The sequence below is a fragment of the Clostridiisalibacter paucivorans DSM 22131 genome (assembly GCF_000620125.1).
Classification (GTDB): Bacteria; Bacillota; Clostridia; order Tissierellales; family Clostridiisalibacteraceae; genus Clostridiisalibacter; species Clostridiisalibacter paucivorans.
In genome coordinates this window covers 1-15,214 of record NZ_JHVL01000044.1, presented here as the reverse complement: position 1 = coordinate 15,214, position 15,214 = coordinate 1, and the positions used below count along the sequence as shown (strand labels likewise).

Genomic DNA, 15,214 nt, shown 5'->3' with positions numbered 1-15,214 from the left:
GATTTCTTCCATATCTGTATTATTATTTACTTACTTGCCAATATCTATAGTTGTCAATTTATAAAACCTTTAAGGTAATCTCTTCAATACCATTGTAGTATTATAAATATATGCTATATTTTAAGACATATAAACACCCCCTTTTTGTTCATATAATAAACATTCTGTTCCTATTATGATGTTTACTTTATATTCGATGTTCTTTTTTAAAAATCCTGCTTGTTTTTTGTTTTTTCTGAATCTTCTTTCATAGCTAATTTTAAACATAAAAAAGTTAGTAGTTCGTAGTTAGTGGTTAGTAGTCTAATGATAAAATCCATAAGATTTCCACCATCAACTACTAACTACTAACTATTACCTACTAACTTTTCTACACCTTTGCCATGAGCCTCAAATGGCTCTTTTAGGCATCTTTATTACGCTTCACTAAATATTTCTTCAAATTCCTGGGCATTTAATGTTTCTTTTTCCAATAATGCCTGGGCTACTTTATGAAGCTTCTCCATATTTTCACTTAACAACTTCTCTGCCTTATTATATGCCATATCTATAATTTTTCTCATTTCATTGTCTATCTTTGCTGCCACTTCTTCACTGTAATTTTTGCTTCTTCCTATATCTCTACCAAGGAATACTTCATTATTGTCATCACCATATGTCATTGGCCCTAATTCTTCACTCATACCATAATGAGTTACCATATTCCTAGCAATTTTAGTTGCTCTCTCTATATCGTTGGATGCACCTGTACTTATATCGTCTAATACAAGTTTTTCTGCAACTCTTCCTCCTAATAGATGGACTAAACTCTCTTCCATTTCTACCTTTCTCATATAATATTTATCTTCAGTAGGTAGTATCATTGTAAAACCACCAGCTCTACCACGGGGTATTATAGTTATCAAATGAACAGGGTCGGTATTGGGCAGAAGCCTAGCAACTACCGCATGACCTGCTTCATGGTAAGCAGTAAGCTTTTTCTCACTTTCACTTATTATTCTACTTTTCTTTTCAGGTCCTGCTATAACCTTAGTTATGGCCTCTTCAAGTAAATGCATAGGTACCTTTTTCAAATTCTCCCTAGCAGATAGAAGAGCAGCTTCATTAACAAGGTTCTCTATATCCGCAGGAGTAAATCCTGGAGTTCTTCTAGCTATTATCTTTAAGTCTACTCCTTCATCAAGAGGTTTGTTCCTCGTATGAATCTTTAGTATCTCTTCTCTTCCCTTTATATCAGGTGCACCTACACTCACCTGTCTATCAAATCTTCCTGGTCTTAATAGTGCTGGGTCCAATATATCTGGTCTATTTGTTGCAGCTATTATTATGATACCTTCATTTTCTCCAAAACCATCCATTTCAACTAAAAGCTGATTCAATGTTTGTTCCCTTTCATCATGTCCTCCACCAAGACCAGCACCTCTCCTTCTACCCACTGCATCTATTTCATCAATAAATACAATACAAGGAGAATTCTTTTTTGCTTGTTCAAATAAATCTCTAACTCTAGAAGCACCTACACCTACGAACATTTCAACAAAGTCAGAACCACTTATACTAAAAAATGGTACTCCTGCTTCTCCTGATACAGCCCTAGATAAATAAGTTTTTCCTGTTCCTGGAGGACCTACCATCAAAACACCTTTAGGAATCCGCGCTCCCAATTCAATAAACTTCTTAGGATTCTTTAGGAAATCTACTATTTCCTTCAGTTCCTCTTTTTCCTCATCTAGTCCTGCCACATCATCAAAAGTAACCTTTTTACCTTCATTTTCTTTATGCATTTTAGCCTTGCTTTTACCAAAGGACATTACCCGTCCTCCGCCACCTTGAGACTGCTGCATAAACACAAACCAAAATACTATAAAAATCAGAACCATAAAAATAGTTGGTAACGCTTGTAAAAACCAAGGAGTACCTGGCTCCGGTTCTGCTACAACTTCTATACCACTTTCTTTAACTAATTCATCATAATATTCTTTTTGAATATTAGGCACATGGGATACAAAAGGCTTACCATCAGCCAACTGTCCAGTCACAGAATTTTCAACTAATTTTATCCTCTTAATATTTCCACTTTCTATTTCTTTTTCTAATTGCGTATATGGTATCTTCACAGTTTGATCCATAGGTTGGGCTACAAGCTGTACTATAACTATTATTATAATGAATATAAGTAAATAAAAACTTATACCCCTGAAAAATTTCCTCAACTACAGTCCTCCTCTCTCGAAATAAAATCATAGTATCATTTCATTCTAACATATTCAATTATAAAATACAATTTATATGAAAAATTGCATAATTGATGGATTTAAATTATGTATATAAGTACCTTTTACTTATAAATCTCTTCTTTAAGCACTGCTATATACGGTAAATTTCTATATTTTTCTGCAAAGTCTAATCCATATCCAACTACAAATTCATTTGGCACATCAAATCCCATATAATCCACTTCCACTGGCGCTTGCCTTCCTTCAGGTTTATCAAGGAGTGTACATATTTTAACTGAATTAGGTCCTCTAGATTTTAATATATCTACTAAATAGTTCAATGTAAGACCACTGTCTATTATATCTTCTACAATCAAGATATCCTTTCCTTCTATGCTTGTCTCTAAATCCTTTATTATCCTTACAACACCACTAGACTTAGACGCATTTCCATAGCTGGAAACAGCCATAAAATCCATATCTAAAGGTAAATCTATTGATTGTGCCAAATCAGTCATAAACATTACAGCGCCTTTCAGTACACATATCAACATTAAATCTTTATCCCTATAGTCCTCAGTTATTTTTTCTCCCAATTTCTTTACTTTTTTTTGAATTTCTTCAGTACTTATTAGAATACTTTCAAGATCTTCTCTCATTTAAATCCTCCCCTTCGTATTTTACCATCAATATTTTTTTAGTGTTTTCATCGATTTTATAAGGATCTCCTATTCTATATCCTACAATCCATACTATGCCATCACCATCTGTAATAATGGGTATACTGTCCCTCAGATATTTGGGAATCTTCTGGTCTATAAAAAAATCCTTGAGTTTTTTTGTACCATTCATTCCTAAAGGCTTAATTCTATCACCACTTCTTCTATTCCTTATATATAATCCGTCTTTTATTTTATCATAATCAAAATATTTTATAAACCTGTGTTTAGATTTAGTATGTATTTCATTAATATCAAACACCTTACATGTGATTTTAGCGTCTATAGGATGTAATAGGTTTTCTTTGTCCATATCTAATTTAACTTTATAGTCTTTAGTGATATAAAAATCCTTTTTCTTTATTAAAAAATCTTCATAACTTATGTACACTTTAAGCCCATAGGGCATATCTATAGTCTTACCCACTTTTTTAGTGGATACTAACTCTATAATACTTCTAATATGTCTTTCTTCTATTCCTGTAAGATGACCCAGCAAACATTCCAATGCATGCCTTATTACTCTACCTTTGATAGCATTATGTAGGCTTAAAAACTTATAGATATTTAATCTTATTTCATATCTTGTTTTCTGTTCTAAGACCTCTTTATATGACCTTTTAGCACATTCATTTAAATATTCACCATCCACTTCCATTAAATTAGCCATCCTACACAATGTATCTATAATGCCCTCATTAAAATTATCCTGTATATAGGGAATCATTTCTAATCTTATTTTATTCCGACCATATATAGGTTCTAAATTAGTCTTATCTATGCGGGGACTAAGGTTTTCTGTTTCACAATACCTCTCTATTTCTTCTCTACTAATATCCAAAAGAGGCCTTATTATATTTCCATTTTTATATTCTATTCCTTTAAGTCCATCTACTCCTGTCCCTCTAATAAACCTCATTAATACAGTCTCAGCTTGATCCCCTTTATTATGAGCAACAGCTATTTTCCCCCCTTCTTTTTTCTTCAATATTTCATTAAAAAAACCATACCTTAAAGCCCTTCCTGCTTCCTCTGATGTAAGCCCATGAATCTTGGCATACTCATCCATATTCACCCTCTTAGAGTAAAAAGGTATTCCCCATTTTTTACATATATCTTTTACATATTCTTCATCCTTATCAGCAGCTTCACCTCTAACTCCATGATTTACATGGGCTACCAATAATGTTAAAGACATTTCTATTGAAATCTCCCTTAAAAGAGAAAAAAGGGCCATTGAATCGGGCCCACCAGATACCCCTATTAAAATATTATCTCCCTTTTGTATCATATCATGTCTCTGTATAGTTTCCATCATCTTTTTTTTCATATAACCACATCCCAATATTCAGTTTCCAAAATTGTTCCTTTTTTTATTATTTTCTTTAATTTTATTCATATACTCTTATACCCTAAAATATTGTAATTAAAAAAACTTTATTTCTACTTTTACATATTACATACTATATATTATATTTTAGAATTAATTTGTCAACTCTATTTAGTTAATAATCTTTAACAGTGAATAGTAATTATTTATCAAAATTCTAACGTATCTCTTTCTATAAAAAATTTAGGAGACGATATCGTCTCCTAAATTTTAAACTCCTTTTCCATTAATACCAATATACTATAGCCCTTTCCAAACTTTAGTTACTAATACAGTCATATCATCAATATCCTCATCTGTAGCAACATCCAATGCCAAATCCAAGATATAATTTGCTAATTTCTGTGGATTCACAGTACCCATATTATTTATACTTTCACACAGCCATTTTTCTTTGTCGTCAATATCTTTATTGGCATCTAGCACACCATCAGACACCATTATTATTAAATCTCCATTTTTTAAATCCTTTTCGTATACATTGAAATCTACTTCCTTTAGTATACCTGCTGGAAGACTATTACTATTTATAACCTCCACAGTATCATCTCTTTTTATAAATGTGGGGGCAGATCCTGCTTTTATAAATTGAGTTCTTCCTGTATATAGATCTATATGAGAAACATCTATTGTACTAGACATCTCATCCTCTGATTTTAACACAAGTATGGAATTGATAGTCTTTAAGGCTAATTCTTTATCATACCCTGCCTGTAAAAGCTTCTCCAATATAGATATAGTAACTTCACTTTCTCTATTTGCCCTTTTCCCTATACCCATTCCATCACTCAATGCTACATAATACTTATTATCCTTCTCTCCAAATGTAAAACTATCTCCCGATATGGCATCCATAGAGCTCTCATATTTGGCAACTTTAGTTATTGCCTCAAATTTATTAGTCTTTATTAATTTAAATTTAACTCTATTTCTGATGCTTCCATCATCGAAAAAATCATCCCTTTTGAGCTCCATTCCCACTACCTTGGAAACTGTAGAAATCACCTTTTTCTCAATCAATGTGGACATATCATTATTGGCGATTTCTAAATATATTTCAAATTCCCCGTCTTCATATTCTGTTACCAATACCTTCTTTACTTCTATATTTTGATTAATCAAATTAGTCCATATATCCTCTTCAACATTCCTCTTTATTTTAACATCTTTTGATATATCTTCACTTAATGTAGAAATTATCTGCGAAACACCCTCTAGCTGTTGAGCTATAAGCTGTCTGTTTTCAGCAATTATTTTTTTACATTTGTGATTACTTTTATATATTTCAAATAAATAATCGGCCTTATTCAAAATATCTTTAGACTTTATGCATCTCTTTTTTAAATTATTTGGCATTAAATCTTCCGTCAATTTACCCTTTACCTCAATTGTATTGATCAATTCAAACATAGAATTATATGTGTTGTAGAAATCATTTTCCCAACAGAATCTATACATTGGGCATTCTTTACATATACCATCAATCATAGCTTCAGCAAATTTAGATATATCTTTCTGATTACTAGGCCTTTCTTGTCTTACAACCTGCATAAATGTAGCTGCCAATTCTTCAAAAACAGTAGAAATATCTTTAAGTCTATCACATGTTCTATTTCTAATATCGTAATTATCATAACTCTCAGATGGACAATTGACAACTTCTTTATGTGTTGACCACAATTTGTCTAAGCTTTCACTAAACTTTTTATTTAATACAATAAAAAGTATTAATGCCAATCCTATTTCTTTATATCCTATAATAGGTTCACTAAGACCATTTGCATAATAAGATATTAAACTATTTCCTATGAAAAATCCTACTCCCCCTAAAAATTTTCCTAAATCTTTGAACAATCCAGTCAACAAACTAGATATACTAAATATAGCAATTATATAGGGCGTATTCATAGTTGATAATGAGAGTACCATTCCTATACTTACCCCTATAACTGTTCCATATGACATGCCTATATTATAAGAGACTAACAATATTGTCAGTATTGAGAAAATATATTTTATACTTACTCCCATAAATGTACTACTTCCAATCCCTAAGAGAGCAAGGGATAGTATTATTGAACAAGATATCATTTCTTCTGTGGATAGTTTTCTGTCATAGCTTTTCTGTACTGATGGTAAATTATAGAGAAATACATATGTTAAAGAAAATATTATAATTGATTCGAAAAAAGCTATTACTAAATCATATACATATACCTTTGAAAAAATTATATAAGATGCCTTTGTTATAAATAAAATAGTTGCCAATATGGCCGCTGTAGCTATATTACCCTTTTTCTTTAAATTATTTTGGCATAAAAAAATTATACCTAATGGAATCAAATACTTATATGAGTCAACACCATGCACTGTAAATAATGAAAACCCCGATATTAGAAAAGGTATTAGAATCTTTTCTTTCCTCATCTTCATTAATACCGCTAAAAAAGTTATTCCAAAAGGTGTTATATTATCCATTATTACTGCTCTTGAAACTAAAAAAGTCATTATACTAATAAAAAAATATGAAAGATCTACTCCCTTTAATCTTGATAACGTGGAGGGTTGTCCAGATGTCTCCTTCACATTCTTAACTGTCATCCATTCAACCTTATTTATCATTTGATACCACCATCCTTATTTTAATTGATGTCATTGTATCAAATGTTTGCTAAGATATTTGTCAATACAGGTTGTCCATACAAAAAAACTTTTTGACAATAACTAATATTATTTTTTATTTTCCCTAATTAAGTATTTTTTTAGACAAAAAGAAAAACCGGATAACTCCGGTTTAAATTGCCGCTTTAAACATATCAATATATTAACGGCCTCTAGACTGACCTCTTTTCGATTCCCTGCTTTTTAATTGTTCTTGCCTTTCAGTACTGTCTTTTAAAAACTTAGACATCTTATCTTCAAAAGACATAGACTTCATCTTTACATCGCTTTTAGAAGTCCAATCAATCTCTTCAGGTTTAGAACTACTCTTCTTAGGTTGAGCTTGTCTTATAGATAGACTTATCTTCCCTTCTCCATCTATAGACAAAATCTTAACTTTGACCTTCTGATTCTTTTTCAGATAATCATTAATATTGTTTACATAATCATGGGATATTTCAGAAATGTGGACTAGCCCAGCTTTTCCGCTTGGCAATTGAACAAAAGCACCAAAGTTTGTTATCCCTGTCACAGTGCCTTCAACCACTGTACCTACTTTAGCTGGCATAAATAAAGTATTCCTCCTTCTAAGTATTCTCTTTAGAACAAAACCTCTGCTCTTCGATATATTTTATTAAAATAGTATAAATTTTATTAAAACACATTAGGAAAATCATTTTTTATAAAAATATTCTCTATGTGTTATAAAACAATATAACAAGTAGCATACTCATCTTTCTTTAATAAGTATATATTATAATTAAAAATATGTCAATATAAGCTATTTCCAGTTATTCAGTCTCTTTTTCCTTATATTTATTTTTATCTATAAATATTATTTCTTCAGGTTTCACCATTTTAAGTTCTTCCCTTGCAATTTTCTCTATATACTCAAGTGAATCAGAATTTTCAACATTTTCTTTTATTTCCTCTATTTCCTGTTGCAACTCCATGACTTGTTCTTCTCTTTGCACTTTTTCTGCTTCTAATGTTGTTATCATTCTATGCTGTTTTATAAATGTAGATAAAAGATAAATAACAAAAAAGAGGATTAATAGATGTCTTATCTTTAGTCTCGTTTTTCCTTTGTCATTAGACATAATAAAATCACCCTTCTTCACGATTTTTTCATGATAATCATCTTATAGTATTTTCTAATATCAGAACAAACTACCTTGGGTAATCTAAATAAATACTTTATTTTATTATATATCTTATTTGTTTTAGATGAAAGTGGATTATATATAAATCTTAATATTTTTCCAATTTTATTAAAAGGATAGCAAACTATATATGCAACTCTAACAATGAATTTACATACTTTATCTCCAACTATCATTAAAATCTTTCTTATAAACTTACTTATAAATTTAAAATAAAATAATACACCTATCAAAAATCCCAATAATGTATATCCTCTGATTTCTCCCCAATTACTATAAAAAAGTATAGTGCCTATTACTATAACTGTAAAGAACCAAAATAATAAATCTCCAAAGCAAGATGCTATTTTTTTAGGTTTATAAAAGTGTCTAAAGGTCACATATATATCATAGATTATCCCTATAAACACACCTCCTAAAAACGTATTGAAAAATATTTGAGCTTGATTTGCAACAAATCCTTCCATATAAACCATCCCTATTTAAACATTTTTTTCAAAAATCCCTTTCCCTTTTCCTTAGTAAATTCTTTATTAGAATATACTAAGCCCTCTACATGACCCTCTATTTTCACATTACCATCTTCTAGATTGACTTTATTTATATTTAACTCTTTACCTGTTATAGTTAGTAGTCCTTGCACAGTACTGAGAACTATAGTATTTTCATCAAAACTATTTACGTGCTCAATCCCTGATATGGATAAACTTTTTCTGTTTTCTAATATCAAGTTCTGTTGCTTGCCAATATTTGAATTATTATCCAAGCTACTCTCCCCCTACCCCAATTATTATTACTATATAGATATGATTTATTTTATATTTTTATGCAAAAATACACCTATTTAACATTTAAAACTCTTTATTAAACTAGTTAGTAACTAATTACCTATTTATAAAAACTAAGACGCCCAAATGGGCGTCTCTATTATCTCTCTATCTATGAATTTAATATTTTATACATGTCCTGAGCTTTGTCTTTAGGCACATGTTCAGATATATCTATTATTTCTATTTTCATTTTATTATTTCCAAAATTTATTTGTACTATATCTCCGATATCTACCTCTACTCCAGGTTTTGATTCTTTTCCATTTACAAGTACTCTTCCTTGTTCACAGGCCTCTTTAGCTATAGTTCTTCGTTTTATTATTCTAGCATTTTTCAAAAACTTATCTACTCTCATGAAAATCTCCTCTTACAAATCTAATAAAAAAATCAGGCTTAGACCTGATTTTTTATATTCATTTCTATTTATTAACAGCTTCCTTTAAAGTCTTTCCTGCCTTAAATACTGGTGCTTTTGATGCTGGTATCATAATCTTTTCCTCTGGATTTCTTGGATTTCTTCCCTCTCTAGCTTTTCTTTCTCTCACTTCAAAAGTTCCAAAACCTACTAATTGAACCTTGTTTCCGTCAACTAAAGCAGATTCTACACTCTTCATAAATGCATTTAATGCACTTTCGGCATCTTTTTTAGTCAATCCACTTTTTTCGCTTATACTTGTAATTAATTCAGCTTTGTTCACAATAAATACCTCCCTATTTTTCATTATTAAAATTAGTACGTATAGCATATTCTAGGTTTTTTGCTAAAATCCTTCTTTTCAAGGATAATTTTTACCTATTTTTTATGTATCTTTGCCATATTCCATAGTTTATCCATTTCCTGTAAAGACATCTCATTTAAATCCTTGTTTTCTTTTAATGCTGTGTTTTCTATAAACTCAAATCTTTCTATGAATTTTTTCACAGTCTTATTTAATGCTGTCTCAGGATTTACATGCAAAAACCTACTTACATTAACTACCGCAAATAATAGATCTCCAATCTCCTCTTCTATCTTTTGTTCATCACCACCCCTTTCTTCCTCTCTAACTTCTTGTAATTCTTCATTAATCTTATCATATGCATCAGCAATCTCATCCCAATCAAATCCTACATCTGCTGCCCTTTTTTGAACTTTATAGGATTTCATCAATGAAGATAATCCTGCTGGTATGTCCTTCATTCTGTCGGTATGGGTCTTTATAGCCTTCTCTACAGCCTTCATATCATTCCAATTACTATTGGCATCTTCTATACCCTTGGCTTTCTTTTCTCCAAAAACATGGGGATGCCTATATATGAGTTTTTTACATATGCCAGTAGTGACATCTTTTATATTGAAATCACCTTCTTCACTGGCTATTTGACTATGGAACACTACCTGTAACAATAGATCTCCCAGCTCTTCAACTATTGAATCTATATCCCCAATATCTATAGCATCCACAACTTCATAGGCTTCTTCCAACACATATTGCCTCAAAGAGTCATGGGTCTGCTTCATATCCCATGGGCAGCCATCTTTACTTCTTAATATTTCCATAATATTAATTAAATTATACATATTATAAACTTTTCTATTTTCTTTTTCCATCTTAGGAATAAAAATCACAGTATTATAATCAAATGAACATACTCTATCAAGTTGATATATAGGTATATAATGCACTTTGTGTGCATTTTTAATTCCAGTATTCTCAATTACATATACATTATAATTATCTCCATATACATCTGTAATCATAACCTTAAATTCTGATGCTATGATTCTATTATATATTTGGAATACGATAATATCAAGGTTTATATCCATATCACGGCTATTAATGTTCAATCCGTTTAATATTTTAGTCCCATCCATTAGATCTCTTTTTACAATATTCATTACTAAATCTACCGTACTTAATCCCTCTATTATCTCTAATTCTACTAATTTATCAGCCTCCATATCGATAAGCATATTCACAGTATCATCACCATCAAAGGGATTTCCAGGTACACAATAATTTATTTCTCCGTATTTTTGAGACTTTTGTACCAAATCATCACATATGAACTTATTAACATCGTCAAAGCTATCTTTTTCTTCATATACATAATCATAATTATAAAAATTTATCTGTTGAGATGTTAAATATTCAGCTACTCCATGCCATGCCGTTCTTAAGTATATATTATTGCCATTTTTAATCTTTTCAAATGCTTCTAAGGTTAAATAATCCTTATCTCCCGGTCCCATACCTATAATTATAATTTTACCCATATATCCATTCACCTCTTTTTATTAGCTCTTGGGTCTTAGTTCTTGGCTCTTGGCTCTTGGCTCTTAGTTCTTGGCTCTTAGTTCTTGGCTCTTAGTTCTTAGTTCTTGGCTCTTAGTTCTTGGCTCTTAGTTCTTAGTTCTTGGCTCTTAGTTCTTAGTTCTTGGCTCTTAGTTCTTAGTTCTTGGCTCTTAGTTCTTAGTTCTTGGCTCTTAGTTCTTAGTTCTTGGCTCTTAGTTCTTAGTTCTTGGCTCTTAGTTCTTAGTTCTTGGCTCTTAGGGGGACGCTAGCGTCCCCCTTCTTTCCTAACAACTAAGAACTAAGAACTGAGAACTATAAACTGAGAACTATAAACTATGAACTGATTTTACCTTAGTATGCCCACTTTTTTCAAATTAGCAGCTATTTTATTGCCACCAGGTAATAAACTGAAGTCTGTTGCAGTTATAGAACCTGTAATAATCAAAGCTATTCCATATGTCAATACTCCCACACAGACAGATAGCAAAGTATTTACTCTAGGGTCAATGAAGGTAAATATATATTTATGAAATACCCATACTGTGACTGACATAATTGAAACTGATACTAATGGCTTAACAAATATATTTTTAATTTCAAATTCGGTAGCTGTATACTTCTTTACTGCAATAAAATCTAATATAGCTGCCACTAGATATGCTGAAACGGTACTTATAGCCGCTCCCTTTATTCCTATTCCTGGCATCACTATCAGTATATATGTCAGAACTATTTTTATAATAGCCCCTATTGCCAGATTCTTTATTGGAATTAATACTTTGCCTAATCCTTGTAAAATAGCCGTTAATGATTGTACCAATGTCAAAAATAATACAGTAAATGCTAAAATTTCAAGTATGCCACCTGCACTTTCCTTTACTTCAATAGATCTACTATAATATAAAAGTTTTATAATATCTGTGGAAAGTATAGAAATACCCAATGCAGCTGGTAGTCCTATTAAAAGAGCCATCCTTATACCAGACTTAGTTATTCTTTTTATATTGTTATAATTATTCTTGGCATTATATTCAGATACTATAGGCACTAAACTCATTGCTAAAGATACAGAAAATATCATCGCAACATTTATAATAGTATTGGCCATGCCAATTTGCCCTACAAATCCAGTTGCCTGTTGCTCTGTATAACCTATCAATTGAATCCTCTTAGTTATTATAGCTATATCAATAAATGTCATTGATGGTACTACTATAGCCCCTATGGATAGTGGTATAGCTATATTCATTATTCTTTTCATTATAGTCTTTTTAGATTCTATATGCTTTATAGTATCTTGTTTGAACTCTTTTTTTATTTTCTTTCTATTGATCATATATATAAATACTATAGACATAGTACCTACTATAGCACCTGCTGACGAGCCAAATGATGCCCCTCCTGAAGCTATATCTATGCCACTGTCCACAAGAATGTACGCCAACCATAGTCCGATTATAACCCTTATAAATTGCTCTACTACCTGACTTACAGCAGTAGGGGTCATATTTTGTCTGCCTTGAAAATACCCTCTAAAAGATGACATTATTGGAACAAAGAACAATGCAGGTATTAATGCAACCATAGAATAGTATGCATTACTATTCCCTCCTATCCTAACTATAGCATCTGCTCCAAGGTATACTATTATTGCTGAAATAGCCCCACCAGCAGCAAGCATCATTAAAGACACTTCAAATACTCTATGGGCACCTCTATTACTTCCCATAGCCCTCTTTTCAGACACTAGTTTAGCTATAGCTACATTTAGTCCCGAAGTAGATAGTGCTAATAAGATATTATATACTTGAAAAGACTGCATCAAATATCCATTACCTACATCACCTAATATATTTACTATGGGTATTCTATAAAAAAATCCCAGTATCTTTGCTAAAAGACCTGCTATTCCCAATATTGCAGCCCCTTTTATAAAGTTTTTACGACTCATATAGCACCCCTTAATTAATTTTTAATTTTAAGTATTTTCGATATTTTTTCACCTGCTGGTACTATATCTAAATCTGACTTTTTCACACAACCTGTTAATATCAATAATACTCCATATATTATTGCTCCTATAAGTACTGATAAAATTGTTGATACATTTTCACCGATAACACTATCCAGTGACTCATATAATAAAAATACAGTTCCCGACATAATCAGTACAGAGATTAAAGGTTTTATTATAATATCAATAAAGCTAAAAGACACCCTAATATGCTTCTTCACATATATAAAATTCAATATTGATGCTATAAGATAGGCCATGATAGTACTTATAGCTGCACCTTTTATACCAATAGCTGGTATAGCAGTCAATACATATGTCAATACCAATTTTACCAATGCCCCTATCAATAAATTGAATACAGGTATTATTGGTTTACCTATACCTTGAAGAATAGCTGTTAACGTTTGAACCATAGTCAAAAATATAACACTAAAACTAAGTACAGCTAGTATGCTACCAGCACTATGCTGTACCTCTAGGGGATTATTAAAATATAATAATTTCATTATTGGCGTTGCCAAAACAAACAGTCCCATAGCTGCAGGTAGTCCAATAAGTAATGTGACCCTTATACCTGAAGAAACGATCCTCTTTAATTGATTATAATTTTTTCTAGCTCTAGCATCTGATATAGCAGGTACTAAACTTACTGCCAATGCTATAGAAAAAATCTGTGGAAAATTAATCAATGTTTGAGCCATACCAGTTAACTGTCCATAGAGCCCAGAAGCTTCAGCTTCAGTATATCCTATGAGCTGTAGCCTTCTCATAACTATAGCAACATCAATAGTATTTAAAAGTGGAACTACCGAAGAACCTATAGTTATAGGTACAGCTATATATAATATATCTTTGATTATGTCTTTAGTACTTTCTGCCTTATATATTTCAGAAGAACTAACATCCCTTAATATATCCTTCCTTCTTCTTATATATATAATCATAATAGCTATCATTCCCATAACAGCACCAGCTGATGCACCAAAAGAGGCTCCTCCTGCTGCTACATCCAGTCCTCTATCTAGCAATATATATGCCAAGTATAGACCTACTATAACTCTACCCAATTGCTCTACAACTTGAGAGACTGCAGTAGGCACCATATCTTGTATACCTTGAAAATATCCTCTAAAAGCAGAAGTTATTGGAACAAAAAATAATGCTGGTCCAAGGGCTATCATAGAATAATAGGCCTTATTATTACCAATTTTTTCTACAATGAAATCTGCTCCAAAAATCACGCAGGCAGATGTCAATATTCCACCTATTACCAATCCCATAAAAGCAATCTTAAAAACTCTATGGGCTCCTATATAATCACCCAAAGCCCTTTTTTCTGACACAAGCTTTGCTATTGCTATAGGTATACCTGAAGTGGATATAGCAAACATCAAGTTATAAAGGGGATATGCAGTCTGATAATACCCCATTCCTTGGTCTCCTATTAGGTTACCCAGTGGTATCCTATACATAGCCCCCAATATCTTTATAACTACCCCTGCTACCCCTAATACTAAGGCACCTTTTAAAAAATTACTCTTACTCATTTTCTCCCTCCCAAACCTTTCAAGCTCTGTTAATATGCCTTATAAGACCAATATCATTATTATATCAGAAAGGATTTTATGTGTATAGTATGTGAACTTACCACCGAGACAAGCAACGGTGGCTTCTTTGTAAGAAGTTTGGTATTTAACTTTCGACCTTAGCAGGCAACCCTTATTCTTAACGGGCGAGAACACTTGCCCTTATCCCTCATAGTCTCAACTAACTTGGGAATACATTTTTCTTCTTTTCTTAATATGTTTAGACTACCATTCACGTCCGAATTTACCAATCCAAAACTTGACTTAAATAGTCCTCTTACTACTCTACGAGATTTATCATATGTCTTTTTAGTTATCGGCTCTAAGTCAAAGGCACTGCAACCACTTGTATA

At 31.6% G+C, this 15,214-nt stretch carries 13 protein-coding genes and 1 pseudogene; all 14 read right to left on the bottom strand.

The annotated features are described in order from the left end of the window. Window positions 1-416: 416 nt before the first annotated feature. Complete coding sequence (ftsH, locus tag Q326_RS0111700) at window positions 417-2,213, bottom strand: ATP-dependent zinc metalloprotease FtsH (protein WP_026895567.1); 1,797 nt, start codon at window positions 2,211-2,213, stop codon at window positions 417-419. A 125-nt stretch (window positions 2,214-2,338) separates the two neighbouring features. Continuing rightward, complete coding sequence (hpt, locus tag Q326_RS0111695; protein WP_026895566.1) at window positions 2,339-2,875, bottom strand: hypoxanthine phosphoribosyltransferase; 537 nt, start codon at window positions 2,873-2,875, stop codon at window positions 2,339-2,341. Beyond that, a complete protein-coding gene (tilS, locus tag Q326_RS0111690) occupies window positions 2,859-4,265 on the bottom strand; it encodes a tRNA lysidine(34) synthetase TilS (protein ID WP_026895565.1) in 1,407 nt (468 codons plus the stop codon). Before tilS ends, hpt begins: the two co-directional genes overlap by 17 nt. Before the next feature lie 300 nt (window positions 4,266-4,565). Continuing rightward, window positions 4,566-6,947: a stage II sporulation protein E gene (gene spoIIE / locus Q326_RS0111685; protein WP_026895564.1), complete on the bottom strand. Its 2,382-nt coding sequence runs from the start codon at window positions 6,945-6,947 to the stop codon at window positions 4,566-4,568. A gap of 202 nt (window positions 6,948-7,149) precedes the next feature. Continuing rightward, window positions 7,150-7,554, bottom strand: a complete 405-nt coding sequence (locus tag Q326_RS0111680) for a S1 RNA-binding domain-containing protein (protein ID WP_026895563.1) — start codon at window positions 7,552-7,554, stop codon at window positions 7,150-7,152. Window positions 7,555-7,777: 223 nt separating this feature from the next. Next, on the bottom strand, window positions 7,778-8,086 hold the full coding sequence (locus Q326_RS17240; protein ID WP_051531426.1) for an FtsB family cell division protein: 309 nt from the start codon (window positions 8,084-8,086) through the stop codon (window positions 7,778-7,780). A gap of 17 nt (window positions 8,087-8,103) precedes the next feature. Then, window positions 8,104-8,616 (bottom strand): spore cortex biosynthesis protein YabQ, encoded by a 513-nt coding sequence (yabQ, locus tag Q326_RS0111670; RefSeq protein ID WP_034602065.1) that lies wholly within the window; start codon window positions 8,614-8,616, stop codon window positions 8,104-8,106. An 11-nt stretch (window positions 8,617-8,627) separates the two neighbouring features. Beyond that, window positions 8,628-8,915: a sporulation protein YabP gene (gene yabP / locus Q326_RS0111665; protein WP_026895561.1), complete on the bottom strand. Its 288-nt coding sequence runs from the start codon at window positions 8,913-8,915 to the stop codon at window positions 8,628-8,630. Between the two features lie 173 nt (window positions 8,916-9,088). Further along, a complete protein-coding gene (locus Q326_RS0111660; RefSeq protein ID WP_026895560.1) occupies window positions 9,089-9,334 on the bottom strand; it encodes an RNA-binding S4 domain-containing protein in 246 nt (81 codons plus the stop codon). Between the two features lie 64 nt (window positions 9,335-9,398). Continuing rightward, window positions 9,399-9,677 (bottom strand): HU family DNA-binding protein, encoded by a 279-nt coding sequence (locus Q326_RS0111655; protein WP_026895559.1) that lies wholly within the window; start codon window positions 9,675-9,677, stop codon window positions 9,399-9,401. Window positions 9,678-9,772: 95 nt separating this feature from the next. After that, window positions 9,773-11,239 carry a bifunctional methyltransferase/pyrophosphohydrolase YabN gene (gene yabN / locus Q326_RS0111650; protein WP_026895558.1) on the bottom strand — a complete coding sequence of 489 codons (1,467 nt, stop codon included), beginning with the start codon at window positions 11,237-11,239 and terminating at the stop codon, window positions 9,773-9,775. 365 nt (window positions 11,240-11,604) lie between these two features. Further along, window positions 11,605-13,209 carry a putative polysaccharide biosynthesis protein gene (locus tag Q326_RS0111645; RefSeq protein ID WP_026895557.1) on the bottom strand — a complete coding sequence of 535 codons (1,605 nt, stop codon included), beginning with the start codon at window positions 13,207-13,209 and terminating at the stop codon, window positions 11,605-11,607. Window positions 13,210-13,223: 14 nt separating this feature from the next. Beyond that, window positions 13,224-14,822, bottom strand: a complete 1,599-nt coding sequence (locus Q326_RS0111640) for a putative polysaccharide biosynthesis protein (RefSeq protein ID WP_026895556.1) — start codon at window positions 14,820-14,822, stop codon at window positions 13,224-13,226. A 158-nt stretch (window positions 14,823-14,980) separates the two neighbouring features. Next, window positions 14,981-15,214: pseudogene (locus tag Q326_RS18695) on the bottom strand (hypothetical protein); the annotation flags it as partial.